General features: G+C 58.5%; 15 protein-coding genes. 10 read left to right on the top strand and 5 right to left on the bottom strand.

What is annotated here, in order from left to right:
• Positions 1-20: 20 nt before the first annotated feature.
• Positions 21-1,712 carry an L-lactate permease gene (locus tag C7436_RS13980; protein WP_121208195.1) on the bottom strand — a complete coding sequence of 564 codons (1,692 nt, stop codon included), beginning with the start codon at positions 1,710-1,712 and terminating at the stop codon, positions 21-23.
• Between the two features lie 221 nt (positions 1,713-1,933).
• On the opposite strand from C7436_RS13980, the gene C7436_RS13975 reads away from it, so the two are divergent.
• Complete coding sequence (locus tag C7436_RS13975) at positions 1,934-2,719, top strand: FCD domain-containing protein (protein WP_113879533.1); 786 nt, start codon at positions 1,934-1,936, stop codon at positions 2,717-2,719.
• Between the two features lie 115 nt (positions 2,720-2,834).
• Here the strand turns inward: C7436_RS13975 and C7436_RS13970 are convergent, their stop codons facing one another.
• From C7436_RS13970 to C7436_RS13960, 3 genes are all read right to left on the bottom strand, one after another.
• Positions 2,835-3,593: a putative 4-mercaptohistidine N1-methyltransferase gene (locus C7436_RS13970; RefSeq protein ID WP_022993343.1), complete on the bottom strand. Its 759-nt coding sequence runs from the start codon at positions 3,591-3,593 to the stop codon at positions 2,835-2,837.
• Positions 3,586-4,767, bottom strand: coding sequence for a mechanosensitive ion channel family protein (locus tag C7436_RS13965; RefSeq protein ID WP_121208194.1), 1,182 nt, complete (start codon positions 4,765-4,767; stop codon positions 3,586-3,588). The genes C7436_RS13970 and C7436_RS13965 overlap by 8 nt, the downstream gene beginning before the upstream one ends.
• Positions 4,768-4,860: 93 nt before the next feature.
• Positions 4,861-5,409: a glutathione peroxidase gene (locus C7436_RS13960; protein WP_121208193.1), complete on the bottom strand. Its 549-nt coding sequence runs from the start codon at positions 5,407-5,409 to the stop codon at positions 4,861-4,863.
• A 185-nt stretch (positions 5,410-5,594) separates the two neighbouring features.
• Here C7436_RS13960 and C7436_RS13955 point away from each other — a divergent pair, with 185 nt between their 5' ends.
• The 9 genes from C7436_RS13955 (at position 5,595) to C7436_RS13915 (ending at position 16,848) form a co-directional block, all read left to right on the top strand.
• Positions 5,595-8,069, top strand: coding sequence for an ExeM/NucH family extracellular endonuclease (locus tag C7436_RS13955; protein WP_228198155.1), 2,475 nt, complete (start codon positions 5,595-5,597; stop codon positions 8,067-8,069).
• A 22-nt stretch (positions 8,070-8,091) separates the two neighbouring features.
• A complete protein-coding gene (gene nadN, locus C7436_RS13950) occupies positions 8,092-9,915 on the top strand; it encodes an NAD nucleotidase (RefSeq protein ID WP_121208191.1) in 1,824 nt (607 codons plus the stop codon).
• Positions 9,916-10,046: 131 nt separating this feature from the next.
• A complete protein-coding gene (locus tag C7436_RS13945) occupies positions 10,047-11,066 on the top strand; it encodes an LLM class flavin-dependent oxidoreductase (RefSeq protein WP_011783909.1) in 1,020 nt (339 codons plus the stop codon).
• A 13-nt stretch (positions 11,067-11,079) separates the two neighbouring features.
• Positions 11,080-11,619, top strand: coding sequence for a YqiA/YcfP family alpha/beta fold hydrolase (locus tag C7436_RS13940; RefSeq protein ID WP_011783908.1), 540 nt, complete (start codon positions 11,080-11,082; stop codon positions 11,617-11,619).
• A gap of 141 nt (positions 11,620-11,760) precedes the next feature.
• Positions 11,761-12,789 (top strand): TRAP transporter substrate-binding protein, encoded by a 1,029-nt coding sequence (locus C7436_RS13935; RefSeq protein ID WP_011783907.1) that lies wholly within the window; start codon positions 11,761-11,763, stop codon positions 12,787-12,789.
• A 106-nt stretch (positions 12,790-12,895) separates the two neighbouring features.
• Entirely contained in the window at positions 12,896-13,489 is a 594-nt protein-coding gene (locus C7436_RS13930; protein WP_121208190.1) for a TRAP transporter small permease, read from the top strand.
• Between the two features lie 36 nt (positions 13,490-13,525).
• The gene (locus C7436_RS13925; protein ID WP_011783905.1) at positions 13,526-14,812 is read left to right on the top strand and encodes a TRAP transporter large permease; all 1,287 of its coding nucleotides are present in this window, start codon (positions 13,526-13,528) and stop codon (positions 14,810-14,812) included.
• Positions 14,813-14,842: 30 nt separating this feature from the next.
• Positions 14,843-15,286, top strand: a complete 444-nt coding sequence (locus C7436_RS13920) for a universal stress protein (RefSeq protein ID WP_011783904.1) — start codon at positions 14,843-14,845, stop codon at positions 15,284-15,286.
• Between the two features lie 149 nt (positions 15,287-15,435).
• Complete coding sequence (locus tag C7436_RS13915; protein WP_011783903.1) at positions 15,436-16,848, top strand: alanine/glycine:cation symporter family protein; 1,413 nt, start codon at positions 15,436-15,438, stop codon at positions 16,846-16,848.
• Positions 16,849-16,850: 2 nt separating this feature from the next.
• On the opposite strand, the gene C7436_RS13910 is transcribed toward C7436_RS13915, so the two are convergent.
• Positions 16,851-19,088, bottom strand: coding sequence for a GGDEF domain-containing protein (locus C7436_RS13910; RefSeq protein WP_228198146.1), 2,238 nt, complete (start codon positions 19,086-19,088; stop codon positions 16,851-16,853).
• Positions 19,089-19,144 lie beyond the last annotated feature (56 nt).

The raw sequence follows: 19,144 nt of genomic DNA, 5'->3' as shown, positions 1-19,144 counted from the left end.
TTGTGGTTATCCCAGTGTTTTCAGTTCAGTAACGGGTCCGTCAGCCCCAGGCCGTAGGCGGCCAGCAGCGCAATCGAACCGGTCATCACCAGGTAGTATAGGGTCGGCCACACCGTCTTGCGCAGTGTCTGACCTTCACGGCCCAGCAACCCGACCGTAGCAGATGCTGCCACCACGTTATGGATGGCCACCATATTGCCTGCCGCAGCACCCACGGCCTGCACCGCCACCATCAGTGCGGTGGACAAACCAAGGCTCTCGGCAACGCCAAACTGGAACTGGCTGAACATCATGTTGGAGACCGTATTGGAACCGGCCAGGAACGCACCGAGCGCACCCACCGTGGGGGCCAGCAACGGGTAAATGCCGCCAACCGCATCGGCAGCCCAGGTGGCCATGGCCAGCGGCATGCTCGGCAGGTCCGACAGGTTAACGCCGGAGTTGATCAGTATCCGCACCATAGGCACGGTGAACAGCAGCACGAAACCGGCACTCAGCAGCACGCCACCGGATTCTTTCACCGCCGAATTCAGCGCTTTCAGGTTCATCCGGTGGATGAAGAAAGTTGCCAGCACTACCATCACCAGAATACCGCCCGGCAGGTAAAGTGGCTGGATCCCGGCATTAATACCTGCTTCTCCCAGGATGTTGGAGAACGACACGCCAACGCTGGTGAAGGCTTGCTTGATCGGCTCAACGGTGCGGCTGAGCACCAGTACCACGCCGACCAGCACGTAGGGTACCCACGCCCGGAAACCGCTCATCGGTTTGGCGGCGATGTCTTCCAGTTTCATCTCAATGCTGCCCAGCCACTCACTGGGCCAGTCTTTGCTGTCGGCAAAATCCCAGGTCCGCTTCGGAATCAGGAAGCCTTTTTTGGCGGCAGTGGTCACAATCGCCAGACCAATCAGGCCACCCAGCAGAGACGGGAACTCCGGCCCCAGAATCACCCCGGTCAGGGCGTAGGGCACGACAAACGCGATGCCGGCAAACAACGCAAATGGCAGGACCTCCAGCCCCTCTTTCCAGCTTTTATTCTTGCCGAAGAAGCGGGTCATCATCGTCACCATCAGTACCGGCATAACGACACCGACAATGGCGTGGGTGATGGCCACTTCCGAGGTGATCAGTTGCAGGTAGGTATCCCAGTTGGAGCCCAGGGATTCCAGTCGCTCGGTAATGCTGGCCCGATCCAGACCCGTTGTCACTCCCACCACAATCGGCGTACCTACAGCACCAAAGGATACCGGCGTGCTCTGCACCATCATGCCCAGCATGACGGCCGCCATAGCCGGAAAACCGACCGCAACCAGCAGGGGCGCGGCGATGGCGGCCGGTGTACCAAAGCCAGAGGCACCTTCGATAAAGCTGCCGAACAGCCAGACAATGATGATGGCCTGAATACGGCGATCCGAGGTGATGTTGGTAAAGCCGGCCCGAATCGTGGTGATGGCACCGGAGTGCTTCAGCGTGTTCAGCAGCAATATCGCGCCAAAGATAATCCACAGCAGGCCGATGGTGATTACCAGCCCTTGCAGAGTGGAAGCGAGGATACGGTTCAGGGTCATATCCCAGGCGCTATAGCCAATCAGCGCGGTAACCAGAAATACCACGGGCATGGCACGGCGGGCGGGCCAACGCATGCCAATCAGCAGCACTCCGGCAAGAAGAATAGGCGTAAACGCCAACAGGGCGAGCAATCCGGACGACATCATGTTCTCCAGGGTCTTGTTGTTGGATTCTATTTTTGGATAATTGGTATTACCAATTTACAAACCTGTGCCGAGTACGTTATTTGAGCAGACCTTGTGGTGTCAAAACTGCCCACTCATACATTAGTCGTATTGCGTTGAGGTTTTGTTGTAAAAACAAGCGTGGACAGAGGTAAGATTTATTGGTAAGACCAATTTTTTAGACATACAAGCGAGACATCATGCCCATCAATCAGATTGCTCCCAGACGGCTGGCCGACACCATTGTCGAGCAACTGGAGACCATGATTCTGGAAGGAACCCTGGAACCGGGCCAGCGCCTGCCGCCGGAACGGGTGCTGGCGGAGCAATTCGGCGTATCCCGCCCGTCTCTCAGAGAGGCGGTGCAACGCCTGGCGGCCAAAGGCCTGCTGAAAAGCCGCCAGGGCGGCGGCAATTATGTGGCGGAGAATCTGGGAAGCAGCTTCAGCGACCCTCTCATTCCGCTGCTGGAAAAGCACCCGGAAGCGCACCGGGATTTGCTTGAGTTCCGTCGCACACTGGAGGGTGACTGCGCCTACTACGCGGCCCTACGCGCCACGGAAGTGGATCTGGCACGGCTGGGCAAAGCCTGGGAAGAGCTCCACGCCTGCTACCAGAATTCCACTGCCCACAATCTGGAAGAAGAAGGGGCTGCCGATGCCCGCTTCCACATGGCTATTGCTGAAGCCAGCCACAACGTGGTGCTGCTGCACACCATGCGCAACCTGTTCAGCATGCTCAAGAACAACATTGTCACCAACATCGGTGGCATGTACTCCCGCGAGGTTCAGACCCGCCAGGGCCTGATGGACCAGCACCAGAAGCTGTATAACGCCATCGTTGAAGGCCGGGAAGAAGACGCCAGGGCCATCGCCGGGGAGCACATACAGTTTGTGCAGCAAACCATATCGGAACGCAGCGAAACCGCGCGACGGCGTGAACGGGCGTTGAGAAGGGAAGGGAGCGGCGAACACCGGGCTCCATAAAAAAGCCGGGGCAAGCCCCGGCATAAGCAATCACACGATGCATCAACACAATGCATGTCGTCCTGATGAGCCTTCACACTAACCGGAAGAGATGACGCTTGTGTGACAGGGCACGCTAATCCGGCAACTTCTCCCAGATTGTGAGCTCCGAAAAACTGTGCTGGAACTTGTTGCGGGTCTCTCGGATCACGAAGGGCAGGCTCCGGGGCTCTGCCAGCAAGCGGAAACGGGGGGACAACGCCGCCTTGAGACCATCCAGGGTGGTGAATGGCTCACCGTCTTTCAGGAAACCACCGAGCCAGTCCTGCCTGGGTGTGTACTCCTCCAGCCAGGTATAGGGTGAAGCAATCACCAGCAGCCCCAGCGCATTGATACGCTCATGGATCTGTTCCAGAAACAGGGATGGGTTGTAGAGACGGTCAATCAGGTTGCCGGCCAGCACCAGATCGTAGTCCCGGTAATCAGCGCCGAGCTTGCAGGCATCGCCCTGATGGAACGCCACGCGGCGGGCAGCCTCGGTCAGACCCAGGGCTGCCAGTGACCGCTCCTGGTAGCTGACCAGCTCGCCCTCTTCGGGACGCGCATACCGCGCAACCCCCTCCCGCACCACCTCACGGCATTTGCCGATAAAGGTTTCCGAATAATCGACCCCATCGACATGGTCAAACTGGCGGGCCAGCTCCAGCGAGGTACGTCCTACCGCACAACCGATATCCAACGCCCGGCAGCTGGCGCGGCCATCCAGCGCTCCAAGCGCGGCATCGGCCAGTTCTTTCGGAAAGTTGGCTTCACCATGCCAGCTTTCACCGAAGTGAAACTCCAGATACTGGGCCAGGGTGGTGTTGCTCTCGTAGTAGCCGGACGGCTCATTCATGATTGTCTCCTGGCGACGACAGGCCTTTCCCTTGTTCCGTCGGCCTTGGGTAAAACGGTTGCACCAACGGGGCAAGCCCTTTGGCATCATCTATGAACAGTTGCAGGTGCGGGAAAGGTATTTCAATGTCCGCGTCGTCCAGGGCTTCCTTAATCTTCTCAAGCACATCAGCCATAATTCTGGGCTGAACCTCCAGATTGTCCGGCGTAATCCAGATCTTGACCTCCAGATCGACTGAAGAGTTGCCCAGAGTCTTGACCACCACTCGCGGCTCCATACCCGGCCCCTGCAAGACTTCAGAGTGCGCCAGCAGAACCGGCATAATCACGTCCCGGGCTGCCTTGGCAGACTCCTTATAGGCAATGCCAACCGGAATGTTCAGGCGCGTCGCCCCTTCGGCGCTGTAATTGATGATCTCCGAGGACGCCACGTTATCGTTCGGGATCATGGTAAAGATATTGTCCCGGGTACGCAGCCAGGTGGTCCGCAGGGCGATCTTCACCACCTTACCATCCTGGCCGTTGATGGTGACCCAATCGCCAATCCGGAAGGGGCGCTCAATCAGCAACGTAATACCCGCAATAAAGTTCGACAGCGTGGACTGGGCCGCAAACCCGACGGCAATCCCCACGATCCCCAGACCCGCGACGATGGAGACCACATCGAAACCGAACTGGGACAGCACCGTAACGGCCGCGAAGGTAACGGTGAGCACCGAGAACAGATTCTCGACCAATTGGCGGATGGAGGGTTCCAGACGGTAGCGATTCATCGTCTCCCGCAGCAGACGACCAATCGCCAGCCAGCCCACAAAAAAGCCCAACGCCATCAGGCCCGCCCTGGCCATGCCCTTCAACAGCTCCGGCGAGGCCTCGAATTGCGCCATAATCACCAGCAATCCGCCCAGCCCGAACAGATAACGGATGCCAGTGCGCAACTGACCAAACCAGGGCTTCGAGCTGCGTCGGCTGCCAACGACAAGGCGTATCAGGCTGATCAGAATGCCATAGACCAGCAACAGAATGCCGAGGTAGATCACCGAAATCAGCAGTTGACTGAGAACATGTCCGGCCAGGGCCACCCAATCGGTCTGTCCGCCAGCGAGAGCGTCCAGGGTAGCCGAGAGATTCTGTGCTATCTGGCTTCGTACGGATTCAAACAGGGCTTCTGCCATAGGGCATCCTTTTCCAAACACTGCATACTACACCCGGAGCGGTGAACAACCTTTGCCTTCAGAATAGACTGCTATCCGCAAACCGGCCGGGGATTACAGAACCGATTCCAGGGCCTGAATCAACCGGGCATCCTCGGGGCGCACCTGGCTCGGGAAACGGGCCGTCACCTTACCGTCACCATCGATCACATACTTGGTGAAGTTCCAGCGTGGCGGCTGGCTCTGGCGATTGATTTCCTGAAACACCGGATTGGCCTGCTCACCGGTCACTGCGCTCGGCGCGATCATGGTAAAACTCACGCCAAAGTTCACAAAACAGACCTTCGCGGCTTCTTCTTCGGAATCCGCCTCTTGCCGGAAGTCATCACTGGCAAATCCCACGACCGTCAGCCCCCGATCCTTGTACCGCTGGTGCAGGGCCTCCAGGCCTTCAAACTGACCGGTATAACCACAACGGCTGGCTGTGTTCACCACCAGCATCGGCTGGCCAGCAGCCACCTCGCACAGATTCACCGAATCCCGGGAGTGCAGCTTGCGCTGCTCGTGGTCCAGGAAATCCGGGCAATCCCGGGCAACGGCAGGCACCGTCAACCCTAACAGTAAAAGCACACTCACACACTTCAAGACTGTCCAACGCATCATCGGCCCTCCTGTCGATACATCCCCTGTATACGCACTGGATTACCAAACTGCTCAGGAGCGTTGTCCACATTGACACAAACCGGCAAAGCATCCTTCACAAAACTCTCATGTCATCGTCACACAGCACGGTCAGATTGTGGTGTCAAAACACACAACATAACCGAAACAAGGACAGTGCCATGACGATGAAACCAACGCTGCTGGCAGCCGCCATCGGCGGCCTTCTGGCATCGACAACACAGGCATCGCTGGTCATCAGCGAGTATGTCGAAGGCTCCAGCAACAACAAAGCCATTGAACTGCTCAACACCGGCGACGCCGTGGTGGATCTTGCCCCCTGGGAGCTGCAGGTTTTCTTCAACGGCAGCGCCACCCCCGGGCAAACCTTCAACCTGGAAGGTTCGATTGCTCCGGGCAGCAACTTCGTTTTCGCGCATAGCGCTGCTGACCCGGCCATTCTCGCTGTGGCGGATCAAACCACCGGAGCCGGACTGTTCAACGGTGATGACGCTGTCCTGCTCCTGAACGGCGGCACGGTTGCCGACAGTATCGGCCAGGTCGGTACAGACCCCGGCAGCTACTGGGGGTCCGGGGATACCCGCACCCAGGATCGCACTCTGCGCCGCCGTGCAGGCACCCTGGCCGATACCGATGCCTACGACGATTTCGACCCGGCCACGGTCTTTGACGGCTTTCCCCAGAACAACTTCGACGATCTCGGCGTCGCCGGCAACGATGACGATAACCCGGACCAGCCACCGACTGCGCCGGATCTGACCTGTGGCGCTCCCGCCACCCGCATTTCGGACATTCAGGGCGAAGGCGATATCAGCCCGGTTGCCGGCCAGCACGTGGTGATCGAGGCCGTGGTTACAGCCACCTTCAACACCAACGATGGCCTTGGCGGCATCTTTGTGGAGGAAAAAGCCTCAGACCGCGACGACAACCTCGCCACCTCCGAAGGCCTGTTTGTCTATGCGCCAACTCTGAACGCCGAGCCCGGCCAGCGCCTGCGGCTTGCCGGTGAAGTGACCGAATACGACGGCCTGACCGAATTGACCAATCTGGGCGGTACCGAAAACTGTGGCACCTCGGAGCTTCCACCACCGACGAATATTTCACTGCCCTGGGCCGATGCAACAGCTCCGGAAGCCTTTGAATCCATGCGGGTAAAATTCAGCACGCCTCTTGTGGTGAACGACAACTACGACCTGGGCCGATACGGCAGCCTGACCCTCGGGAGTGGTCGCCACTTTATCCCCACCAGTATCGCTGAGCCCGGAGCGGATGCCGCACTGGTGGCTGATCTGAATGCGCTGGACCGGATTATCCTGGACGACGCCAGTAACCGCCAGAACCCGGCCATCGTGCCCTACCCGACACCGCAACTGAGCGCCAGCCAGACCGTGCGCGCTGGCGACACCGTTCAGGATCTTGCCGGCGTTCTCGACTACCGTTTTTCGGAATGGCGTCTGCAGCCGACCGCGAGCCCGTCCTTCAGCCAGGCAAATGCACGTGTAACCGAGCCCGGCCTTGAGGATCGCGGTAACCTGGTGGTGGCTTCTTTCAACGTGCTGAACTTCTTCAACGGTGACGGCATGGGTGGCGGATTCCCGACGGCGCGGGGCGCAGACAACCCGGAAGAACTGGCCCGCCAGACCGAGAAGCTGGTCAGTGCCCTGGTCGCCCTTGATGCCGACATCATCGGCCTGATGGAAATCGAGAATGACGGCTACGGCCAGACCAGTGCCATTGCCGAACTTGCCAGGGCCCTGGGTTCCGAATGGCAGTGGGTCGATCCCGGCCTGGCACAACTGGGCAATGATGACATTGCCGTTGGCCTGCTGTACCGCGCCGACCGTGTCGAGATCGTTGGCACCGCCGCCACTCTGAGCGCGGCTCCTTTTGACCAGTTGAACCGCCAGCCCCTGGCACAAACCTTTCGGCTGAAGGATTCAGACGATGGCGTCACCATTGCCGTCAACCACTTCAAGTCCAAAGGCTGCGGCAGTGCCGAAGGCAGCAACGCTGACCAGAACGATGGTCAGAGCTGCTGGAATCCAGTACGGACCCAGGCCGCCCAGGCGTTGGCATCCTGGCTGGCAGACGATGCCACCGGAACCGGCGAACCGGATGTGTTAATCATCGGCGACCTCAACGCCTACGCGAAAGAAGACCCCATTCGCGCCCTGGCCAGTGCCGGCTATACCGATCTGCTGGCGACCTACGTTGGCGAGCAGGCGTATTCCTACGTGTTCTATGGCCAGGCCGGCTATCTGGACCACGCTCTGGCCAATACCGCCCTGGCCGGCAAAATTGCCGACACCACCGTCTGGCCGATCAATGCCGACGAGCCCAGAGCCCTGGACTACAACACCGAGTTCAAGACCCCGGAGCAGCAGGCCAGCTTCTACGCACCCGACGCTTACCGGGCCTCTGACCATGACCCTGTGATCGTTGCCCTCAATCTCGATACCAGAACCCCGGCAGACCGCGCCGACCTGAACGGCGATGGCCGCGTTAACGGCCGGGACCTGTCGCGCCTGGTGCTGGCGATACTGTTCGGCAAAGCCACGGCTCCGGCTTACGACATTGACGGTGACGGGCGAATCAGCCATCACGACCTGATCGCCCTGATTCGCGTGCTGACCAGCCGCTAACCCCCACAACGGAGATAGAGTAATGATTCGACAAGGACTCTGGCTGGCAATCCCGCTGATTGCCCTGACCGGCTGTAACAGTGATAACGACGACGCGCCCGCAACGGAAACCGAGCGCTTTACCGTTAACATCTTGCATATCAACGACCACCACTCCCATCTGGAAGCGGGCTCACAGTCCCTGGATATCGCTGGTGAAGAAACCGAATTCAGCGCCGGCGGCTTCCCCCGGGTGATCGCCAAGATCAACGAACGAACCGCCGAACTGGACAATGTACTGAAGCTGCATGCCGGAGATGCCATGACCGGCACCCTGTACTTCACCTCCTTCGAAGGTGAGGCCGATGCCGAGCTGATGAACCAGGTGTGTTTTGATGCCTTTGCACTGGGCAATCACGAGTTTGATCGTGGTGATGAAGGACTGGTGAAGTTCCTCGACTACCTGGCGGCAGGCAGCTGTAACACGGCGGTTCTCGCGGCCAACGTCAAACCGGCCATCGGCACCCCATTGGCCCCGGTGGCCCAGGACGATTACATCCAGCAATACACCATCAAGAACATTGATGGCCAGCAGGTGGCCATCATCGGCATCGACATCGCCAACAAAACCCGCAACAGCTCAAGCCCGCTGGCAAGCACTGAGTTTCTGGACGAAACCGAAACCGCCCAGGCCATGATTGATGAGCTGAACGACCAAGGCATCGACAAGATCATCCTGCTGACCCACTACCAGTATGCCAACGATCTGGCACTGGCCGAGCGCCTGTCTGGAGTGGATGTCATTATCGGCGGAGATTCCCACACCCTGCTTGGCAACTTTGACGCCTACGGCCTGAGTGCCTCCGGCCCCTACCCCACCGAAGTGACCAATGCCGACGGCGACAAAGTGTGCGTGGCCCAGGCCTGGCAGTATTCCCGTGTGTTGGGTGAACTGAGCGTGACCTGGGAAAACAATGGCACTGTTTCCTCCTGCTCCGGAACGCCACACCTGCTCCTGGGCAACTCCATCATCCGTGATGACGGCACCGACGATGGCTACCAACCCCAAGGCGAGGAACTGGCCGCCATTCGGGCAGCCATCGAGGCGGACCCGCAACTCAGCCTTGTGACGGACGACCCGACCGGCGCTCAAACCCTGGCCACGTACGCCAACCAGCTGGACAGCTTCCGCAATCAGGTCATCGGTACCGCATCAGAAGACCTGTGCCTGGCCCGAATTCCCGGCCGGCCATACGGCGATGACACCTGCGCCAACGAAGACCCGAACCGGGGTGGTGATATCCCGAACCTGGTGGCTCAGGCCTTCCTGTTCCAGAGCAAGAATGCCGATGTTTCGATCCAGAACGCCGGCGGCGTTCGCACCGACATTCTGGCGGGCGATATCACCATTGGTGATGCCTACAACCTGCTGCCGTTCGCCAATACCCTTACCGATCTGACCATGACCGGAGCAGAAATCAGACAGGTGCTGAATGAAGCAGTGGATTTCGCCCACGTTGAAGGCGGCTCCACAGGTGCCTACCCCTATGCCGCCGGTCTGCGCTGGACCGTCGACATGACCAGGCCTGCTGGCGAACGCCTCTACGACATCGAAGTTCGGCCCCGGAGTGAAACCACCTGGCGCGCTCTGACCGACGCTGAAACCCTGAACGTCGTCACCAACAGCTTCACCGCGGCTGGCCGTGACGGCTACCTGACCTTCGGAACCGTCAGTGAGGATGGCCGAGCCACGGATACCTTCCTGGACTATGCCCAATCCTTCGTCGATTACGTCAAGGAAGAGGTCACCCTCAGCAAGCCCGCCCAAGGCGAGTACTCCACTCAGATGTACACGCCAGCACCGTAATGAGTGCTTGCAGGAGCATCCGGCACCACCGGATGCTCCTGCCCCTCCCGTCATGACCCTTGAAGAAACCGTCCGCTGGCGTCATTGTGAAACGCTGAACTCCGTTGTTTCTTCACAGGTACCGGAACCCCATGCCCAGAACACCCGATTACTCCCTGCTCGAACTGGCCTCCGTGCGCGAGGGCGACTCCGTGGCAACGACACTGGCCAACAGCGTACGTTACGCCCAGCATGCGGAGGCACTGGGCTTCAAGCGTTTCTGGCTGGCCGAGCACCACAATATGGAAGGGATTTCCAGTTCCGCCACCTCGGTATTGGTGGGGCACATCGCTGGTAAAACCGGGAGGATCCGGGTGGGCTCCGGCGGTGTCATGTTGCCGAACCATCCACCGCTGGTGATTGCCGAGCAATTCGGTACCCTGGCATGTCTCTATCCGGGCCGAATCGATCTCGGCCTTGGCCGCGCGCCGGGTACCGATCCGGTCACTGCCCGGGCACTGCGACGGGATGGCCTGGGCGCCGAGCAATTCCCGGAAGACGTAGCCCGTCTGCAGAACCTGCTGGGGCCGCTGCAACCGGGTCAGCCGGTGAAAGCCATTCCCGGTGCTGGCACCAATGTTCCTATCTGGCTGCTGGGCTCAAGCCTGTACAGCGCACAACTGGCGGCGATGCGGGGCCTCCCTTATGCCTTCGCCGGCCACTTCGCACCGCGGCTCTACCGGGAAGCCCTGAAGGTCTATCGAGAGAACTTCGAGCCCTCAGAGCAGCTGCGACAGCCCTACGCCATGCTGGCGATTCCCGCTATCCCCGCGACCTCAAAGGACGAAGCGCGGCATCTGGCCACCACCAGCTACCAGCGCATTCTGGCCCTGTTCCGCGGACAGCCGCTGTGGATGCGACCGCCGGTCGAATCCATGGACGGACTCTGGAATCCGGCCGAGGAGGCCGGCGTGCGGGACTTCCTGAAACTGCAGATCATGGGTAACAGTGAAGACCTGCGCCGGCAACTCGACGACCTGCTGACCGACATTCAGGTGGACGAACTAATGTTCACCATTGATATCCACGACCCGGACAAACGCCGGCAGGCCCTGGATATCCTGGCCGAAACCCGTTCCCCGCAAACCGACTCCGACGCAACCATCAACTAGGCAGAACCTGATCATGGCTCAACCGGCATTCCATGTTTTTCTCTCCCACGGTCTGGAAAGTGGCCCCGGCAGTACCAAGATCCAGGCCCTGAAAACGGTGGCTGAAACGTTTTCAGGCGTTTATGCCGAGGCGGTGGATCATCGCAGCACTAAAGACCCTGCCGAACGCCTGGAGCAGATGCGCCACGCCATGGCAGCTGCCGGTGCAAGGCCCGAACAGACCATCCTGGCAGGCTCGAGCATGGGCGGCTGGGTCTGCGCCCGGACCAGCGAACAGGCTCCGGTCAGGGGCTGTTTTATGCTGGCACCGGCACTGGCGCTACCGGATTATCCGGAGTCCAACCCGGTGATCGGCGCCCGCCACGCTCGCATTATCCACGGCTGGAACGACGATGTGGTACCGGTAATGCCGGTTCTGGAGCTGGCCCGGAGGCAGCAGATTGAAGCCCTGGTCCTACCCGACGGACATCGGCTCGAAAACAGTGTCCAGCGGGTGGCAGAGGAGTTCAGAAGGTTCCTGTTCCTGTGTGTTGAAAACCCGAATCCATCCTGAATTCATGCACTTGCAATTTGGCTTAATCGGCTATTTGCGTGCAGCTTATTTCCCCCGTTTCCTTGCGAAAACCGCTTTGATTTGCCAGTCTTTAATAATGTAACAATGGATTAACGTAAAATAACGAGCGGAGACAACCCGATGAGCAGCACAAGTAAATTCAGGAAACTGGCTGGTATTTCAGCGCTGGCATTTGCCGGCCTGACCGCGGCAAATGCCGTGAATGCCGCCAATTGGCGCTACGCCCATGAAGAATACGAAGGCGACGTTCAGGACGTATTCGCGTACAAGTTCAAGGAATACATTGAAGAGAATTCCGACCACACCCTGCAGATTTACCGTTTCGGTGAGCTGGGTGAGTCTGACGACATCATGGAACAAACCCAGGCCGGTATCCTGAACTTTGTAAACCAGTCTCCTGGCTTTACCGGCTCTCTGATCCCAGAAGCGCAGATCTTCTTTATCCCGTACCTCATGCCCACCGAAATGGATACCGTGATCGAGTTCTTCCGCGAGAGTGAGGCCATCAATGAGGACTTCCCGGAGCTGTATTCTGAAAAAGGTCTTGAGCTGCTGAAGATGTACCCGGAAGGGGAAATGGTAGTGACCGTTGATGAGCCGGTGACCTCTCCGGAAGACTTCAACAACAAGAAGATCCGGGTAATGACCAACCCGCTTCTGTCCGAGACCTACTCTGCGTTTGGTGCTACCCCAACCCCGCTGCCATGGGGTGAAGTATACGGTGCGTTGCAGACCAACATGATCCAGGGTCAGGAGAACCCGATTTTCTGGATTGAGTCAGGTGGTCTGTATGAGGTTTCCCCGAACCTGGTATTCACCGGCCACGGCTGGTTCACCACCGCCATGATGGCGAACCAGAACTTCTACGAAGGCCTGTCTGATGAGGACAAGAAGCTGGTTCAGGATGCCGCCGATTACGCCTTCGAGGAAATCATCGTGCACATTGATGGTCTGGCGGACGAGGCCCTGGAAAAGATCCAGTCCAACAGCGACGAAGTTACCGTGACCCGTCTGACTGACGAACAGATTGAAGCCTTCAAGGCCCGCGCACCACAGGTGGAAGAGAAGTTCATCGAAATGACCGGTGAGCGTGGTAAAGAGCTGCTGGAGCAGTTCAAGGAAGATCTGAAAGAAGTTCAGAGCGACTGAACCTCGCCAAACGGTTGCCCCCGCTCCGGCGGGTGGCAACCCAGCTTTAACCCCGCCCCGCCGGGGATTCTTCCCGCCGGGAGCGACATGTTCTGGAGCAGAATCCATGTCCGAGAATTCCCCGGAGATCGAAGACGATACCGGTCACTATGAGTCCGGCTTGCCCGGCTTTCTGGGCACGATTGACGTCTGGATTTCAAAAATTGAAGCCGTCATGCTCGCCGCTGGCGTGATTCTGATGGCGGTAAACACCTACGCCAATGTTATTGCCCGTTTCGTGTTCAGCGAGGGCCTGTTTTTCTCCGGTGAAATCAACCGGATTCTGATCATTCTGATTACCTTTGCGGGCATTGGCTACGCCGCCCGGCACGGCCGCCATATCCGCATGTCCGCCATGTACGATGCCTTCCCGACCAAGGGCCGCAAGGTACTGATGATCATCATCGCCCTGTTTACCTCCGTGGTCATGTTTTTCCTGTGCTATCACTCCTTCGAGTATATCCAGACCCTGTACAGCCGAGGTCGGATTTTGCCAGCGCTTGGTTTTGAGATCTGGTGGATTTACATCTGGGCCCCTGTCGGTTTCGCCATTACCGGCATCCAGTACCTGCTGACCGCCATCAAGAACTTCACCACCAAAGACGTGTACCTGTCGACGGGTGTGGTGGATGGCTACGCCGATACTGAAACCGAAGTCTGAAGCAGCGTGAACCCATAGGTTAAGGAAAGACACACCATGGCAACTATTATGATGATCGTCATGATCGGGCTGCTGCTTCTGGGCTTCCCGATGATGATTCCGCTAACCACTGCTGCCGTCATCGGCTTCGTTATGATGTTCGATGGCTTCGGGCAGATGGGCACATTCATCCAGCAGATGATGGGTGGCATCCGGCCAGCGTCGTTGATTGCGGTACCCATGTTCATTCTGGCGGCCGATATCATGACCCGGGGCCAGTCTGCGGACCGCCTGATCAATATGGTCATGGCCTTTATCGGCCACATCAAAGGTGGCCTCGCCATCAGTACCGCCACCTCGTGCACCCTGTTCGGGGCGGTGTCTGGCTCAACCCAGGCCACCGTGGTTGCCGTAGGCTCACCGCTGCGCCCGAAAATGCTCAAGGCTGGCTACTCCGATCCGTTCACGCTGGCTCTGATTATCAACGCCAGTGATATCGCCTTCCTGATCCCTCCCAGCATCGGCATGATCATCTACGGGGTCATCTCGGAAACCTCCATTGCCGAGCTGTTCATTGCGGGTATCGGCCCGGGCATCCTGATTTTGTTCATGTTCTCGATCTACTGCCTGATCTACGCCTACAAGAACGATGTTCCGACGGAAGCCAAGGCCAGCTGGAAAGAACGGGCGATGTCAGTCAGGGATGCCTCCTGGCCCCTGATGTTCCCGGTGATCATTGTCGGCGGTATCTACGGCGGTATTTTCAGCCCCACAGAAGCAGCAGCAGTCTGCGTGCTCTACGCCTTCCTGCTGGAGTTTGTGGTCTTCCGGTCACTGAAACTGAACGACATTTACAAGATTGCCAAATCCACCGGGCTGATCACGGCTGTGGTGTTCATTCTGGTGGCCGTGGGTAATGGCTTCTCCTGGATCATTTCCTTTGCCCAGATTCCCCAGGCCATCCTGGAAGCGGTGGGCGTCAACGAGGCCGGGCCTGTGGGCGTGCTGATTGCCATCTGTGTGGCTTTCTTCATCGCCTGTATGTTCGTCGATCCCATCGTGGTTATCCTGGTGCTGACACCGATCTTTGCGCCGGCCATTCAGGCCACCGGGCTGGATCCGGTGCTTGTCGGTGTGCTGATTACCCTGCAGGTGGCCATCGGTTCTGCCACGCCACCCTTTGGCTGCGACATTTTCACCGCCATTGCCATCTTCAAACGGCCCTACATGGAAGTTATCCGGGGTACGCCTCCGTTCATTTTCATGCTGGTGGCGGCTGCCGGCCTGATCATCGCCTTCCCGGATATTGCCCTGTTCCTGCGTGACATCGCGTTCAGGGACTAGATCCACAGCCACTGATGAAAGGAGAACAACATGTTTAAACGGATTCTGGCCGCTGTGGATGGTTCCAAAACCTCACTCAAGGCTCTGGATAAAGCCATTGAACTGCAGAAACTGATCCCGGACGCCGAGATCTACATCCTCTGTGTTTACAAGCATCACAGCCTGTTTGAGGCGTCGTTGTCTATCGGACGGCCCGACGACATGGACATCCCGGACAAGGTGCTGTCTGAGTATGCCAAAGGCGTAGTGAACCACGCCAAGGAGCTGGCCAAGGAGCATGGCGCCACCAAGGTACGCGGTTTCGTCAAGGCCGGCCGGCCCTCGAAGGTGATTGTGAAATTTGCCCAGGACAAGGAAGCCGACCTGATTGTAGTGGGCACCAAGGGCACCAACAGCGACAAGGACGGCACCTTTCTGGGCAGCGTCTCGCACCGGGTTGCCTCCCAGGCCAAGTGCCCGGTGCTGGTGGTCTGAACCGGCGAACCCCTCCCCGCAATGCGGCCGGACAGCATATTCCTTGCTGCCCGGCAATCACGGATTTCCGCAGTCTGCTTGATTTTTCACCGTGCTAGACTGCCTCGCCTCGGATTACTTCTCATTCACAAATCACAAGGCGTCTAGCCATGACTGCAATTGTTGATTTTCTCAACTCGATCCTCTGGGGCTATGTCCTCGTCTATGGCCTGCTTGCCGTAGGTGTCTTCTTTACCATCCGTCTGGGCTTCCTTCAGTTCGTCAATTTCGGCGAAATGGTCCGCGCCATCCGTGGTTCCCGGGAAAGCGACGTACACGGGATTTCTCCGTTCCAGGCCCTGTGCACCAGCCTGGCTTCCCGGGTGGGTACCGGTAACCTTGCCGGGGTTGCGGTTGCCCTGTACCTGGGCGGTGCCGGTGCCATTTTTTGGATGTGGATGGTAGCCCTCGTCGGTATGGCCACCGGTTACGCTGAAAGCACTCTGGCCCAGCTGTACAAGGTTCGCGACGGCAAGGGCCAGTACCGGGGAGGCCCGGCGGTGTACATTGCCAAAGGCCTGAAAGCGCCCTGGGCTGCGGCCATTTTCGCGGTCTGCCTGATTATCTCCTTCGGCCTGGTTTTCAACGCCGTACAGGCCAACTCCATTGCCGATGCCATGCAGGGCGCCTTTGGTGTGCCCAAGCTGGGTGTCGGCGTGGTCATCGCGGCTTTTGCCGGCATTGTCATCTTTGGCGGTCTGCGCAAGATCGTTCGCTTCGCTGAGTTTGTCGTGCCGTTCATGGCCGGCGCCTACGTACTCCTGGCGCTGGGCGTGATGGCCATGAACATTACCGAAGTCCCGGGCATTCTGGCGCTGATCGTAAAAAGTGCCTTTGGCCTGGAAGAGGCCGCCGGCGGCGCGGCAGGCTCCATTACCGCTGCCATGCTGAATGGCATCAAACGCGGCCTGTTCTCCAACGAAGCCGGTATGGGCTCGGCACCCAACATTGCCGCGACCGCAACCCCGGCTCCGCATCATCCCTCTTCACAGGGTCTGGTTCAGGCATTCGGTGTCTTTATCGATACCATCATTGTCTGTACGGCGACGGCCGTGATGATTCTGTTGGCTGGCGTTCTGGAGCCGGGTTCCGGCGTGACCGGCACCCAGTTGACCCAACAGGCCATGGAAGTACACCTGGGTGAGTTCGGGGGCTACTTTATCGCCATCGCGATTCTGTTCTTCGCCTTCACCTCCATTGTCGCCAATTACACCTACGCCGAGAACGCTTTGATCTACCTGCGCGGCGGCAACACTCTGGGCTTGACCCTGTTGCGGCTCGCTGCGCTGGGCATGGTGATCTGGGGTGGCTACGAAGCGGTGGTCACGGTATTCAATGCGGCGGACGCATCCATGGGGCTGATGGCCACCATCAACCTGATTGCTATCGTTCTGTTGTCCGGCACGGTTGTGAAGCTGACCAAAGATTACCTGGCTCAGCGCAAGGAAGGCCTGGTGCCGCACTTCAAGTCCAAGGACTATCCTGAGCTGCACGAAAAAATCGACAGCAATATCTGGCATTGATGTCAGAGCGAGGCCGCAACTACTCGGTTGCGGCCCGTTTCCTTGGCCTGGTACAGAGCCTGGTCGGCGGCCCGGAACAGCTCGTCGAACTCCGGACAATTCTCCCGCCAGCAAGCAATGCCTGCTGAAATGGTCAGGCTCCCCAGGTTTTCACCCCGATGTTCCACTGGCTCGGCCGAAATGGCCGCCCGCAGTTGCTCGGCCCGTTGCCGGGCCTCATCAAGGGATGCCCCGGGCATCAGCACCGCAAACTCCTCACCACCATAACGGCAAACGGTATCACTGCCGCGAAAACAGGTAGCGAGCACGTCACCGACCATTCTCAGCGCCTGATCGCCGGCCTCGTGGCCGTGACAGTCGTTGAACTGCTTAAAGTGATCAATATCGAAAATCAGCAGGCATAGCGGCCGATCAGAACGAGCCGAGACTTCCCGCTCATGGCGAAAGAGCTCATCAAAGTAGCGACGATTTTTCAGTCCGGTCAGGCTGTCCTCATAGGAGAATCGTTGCAATTCAGCCCTCAAGGCCAGCCCAGACAGGGTAATGCTAATTTTCTCAACCGACTGGTATACCCAGGAAATCACCCTTGCGATGCCATAGTCTTTCACCACTGGCGGCAGGTCCGGGCGCTCCAGCATCAACACCCCTTCAGGCCGATTGCCGGAGCGGGCAGACTCTATCCGCAGGAAAAAGCACATCTGAGCCGGTAAATCGTAACTGCGTACCGGGAGTACGGTTTCGGTCAGGACGGACAGGTTCCCCCCCAGTGACGCCGGGAACACATCCTCCGGGGTACCGCCCCAGTGAACCACTCGGTCGTACTGCCCATCGATGCCTCTTCGATAGAAACAACCGGTCATGGGCAGGTAGAGCTCCGGCATGGCTCTTAACAGGGGCTCGAACGCTTCCTCAATGCCGGCGCAATCCTGCAGAGCCGCAATCACATCCGCCAGTTTCTGGCTTTTCTTGCTTTCCAGTGCCAACAAGCGGGCCCTGGCGACTTCTCTTTCTGCCAGCGACTCAGCACGGGCGGTGCGCTCCCGAACCTTCTGTTCCAGCCGGACGTTCAGTTGCTGGAGCTCTTTCTGGGTCTTGCCGTAGTGCCAGACCGAAATACTGACCACCGCCAGCGAGAAACCCAGCGCTCCCCAGCTCACCGGCACCCGGCCCCAGGGCAAGAACCCGTGAGCAACGGCCATATCAACAATCAGCAGCACCGCCAGCCCACCACAAGCCACCACCAGCACCTGCTGCTCCCCGAACAGCACACGAAAGCGCGGCAACACAGCGCCAGCCATCACCACCAGCGAGACCAGAAGCAACACATCAAACACCGGGAAGGTCGAAGAAAGGTCGACCGCGCCGACCAACGCCAGGGCCAGGGCGCTCACCGCCAATCCAAGATGAATCCACACCAGCCAGCTGATCAGCACCGGACGTGCAGCGCCTAGCCATTGCCGCAACAACAAGGCCAACGCCATAGGAATCAGGTAGTAAGAGCCGGCCGCGAGGTAGTCCCACAACAAAGGTTTGTAAGCAATCAACAAGCTCGCCTGGCTCTCAGCCAACAGCATCACCGAGGTCAGGAATGAAAACAGAGCAATGCTGGCGAAACTGCGCTGGCCCCTTTGGATTACGGCGAACACCAGAGCCAGAAAAGCTATCAGAGCCGACAATGCCGAGACTACCAGTTCCTCAGCAGATCCCCCGAGGAGGTATACCGTCAGATCGGCATGATCGGTAATCCCGACCTCCCCCCATAACCCTATGTCGGTGTAATTCGAGAATATCCGGAAATAGAGCGTCTCTCCCTGATAATCCTCGGGTAGCCGTATTTCATGCCAGGGCCATCCCTCAAAACCGCCCCTTCCCTCTTGGTCAAAGGTGCCATATTGATAGAGCAATTCACCCCGAAACCAGGCCTGCACAATGATGTCGACGCTATAAACATAAAGGACAGGCTGGTACCAGCTACCTTCCGGCAATTGCACCCTGAACCAGGCATGCTCACGACCATCGCGGCCAGGAGGGTTCGATGGAAAACCAATGTCGTGCCAGTGTTGTGGAGAGTCTTCAAGGATCCACAATGGCGTGCCATCAGGCAAAAACGGGGAATCACCCCAGCGATACTGCCATCCCTCATCCACCGGCTGGATAGCGGCAAATCCAGGCTGGGACAGACAGACCCCGAGGGCGATGATCACCAGCAGAAATCTGATGCGACAAGTGGACGCGTGCAAAGCAGAACCCGCTTTCAGGAGTGATCGTTCCAGTATAAACCGTAAACGCCAGATAC

Source organism: Marinobacter nauticus, from assembly GCF_003634635.1.
Lineage (GTDB): Bacteria > Pseudomonadota > Gammaproteobacteria > Pseudomonadales > Oleiphilaceae > Marinobacter > Marinobacter nauticus.
The sequence above is the reverse complement of the archived record's forward strand: the minus strand, read 5'-3'. Positions and strand labels throughout refer to the sequence as shown.

Coding starts and splice junctions, on each gene's coding strand:
- C7436_RS13955 (WP_228198155.1), top strand. CDS start 5,595: ATGAAACCAACGCTGCTGGCAGCCGCCATCGGCGGCCTTCTGGCATCG.
- C7436_RS13980 (WP_121208195.1), bottom strand. CDS start 1,712: ATGTCGTCCGGATTGCTCGCCCTGTTGGCGTTTACGCCTATTCTTCTT.
- C7436_RS13975 (WP_113879533.1), top strand. CDS start 1,934: ATGCCCATCAATCAGATTGCTCCCAGACGGCTGGCCGACACCATTGTC.
- C7436_RS13960 (WP_121208193.1), bottom strand. CDS start 5,409: ATGATGCGTTGGACAGTCTTGAAGTGTGTGAGTGTGCTTTTACTGTTA.
- nadN (WP_121208191.1), top strand. CDS start 8,092: ATGATTCGACAAGGACTCTGGCTGGCAATCCCGCTGATTGCCCTGACC.
- C7436_RS13925 (WP_011783905.1), top strand. CDS start 13,526: ATGGCAACTATTATGATGATCGTCATGATCGGGCTGCTGCTTCTGGGC.
- C7436_RS13970 (WP_022993343.1), bottom strand. CDS start 3,593: ATGAATGAGCCGTCCGGCTACTACGAGAGCAACACCACCCTGGCCCAG.
- C7436_RS13965 (WP_121208194.1), bottom strand. CDS start 4,767: ATGGCAGAAGCCCTGTTTGAATCCGTACGAAGCCAGATAGCACAGAAT.
- C7436_RS13945 (WP_011783909.1), top strand. CDS start 10,047: ATGCCCAGAACACCCGATTACTCCCTGCTCGAACTGGCCTCCGTGCGC.
- C7436_RS13920 (WP_011783904.1), top strand. CDS start 14,843: ATGTTTAAACGGATTCTGGCCGCTGTGGATGGTTCCAAAACCTCACTC.
- C7436_RS13915 (WP_011783903.1), top strand. CDS start 15,436: ATGACTGCAATTGTTGATTTTCTCAACTCGATCCTCTGGGGCTATGTC.
- C7436_RS13940 (WP_011783908.1), top strand. CDS start 11,080: ATGGCTCAACCGGCATTCCATGTTTTTCTCTCCCACGGTCTGGAAAGT.
- C7436_RS13930 (WP_121208190.1), top strand. CDS start 12,896: ATGTCCGAGAATTCCCCGGAGATCGAAGACGATACCGGTCACTATGAG.
- C7436_RS13935 (WP_011783907.1), top strand. CDS start 11,761: ATGAGCAGCACAAGTAAATTCAGGAAACTGGCTGGTATTTCAGCGCTG.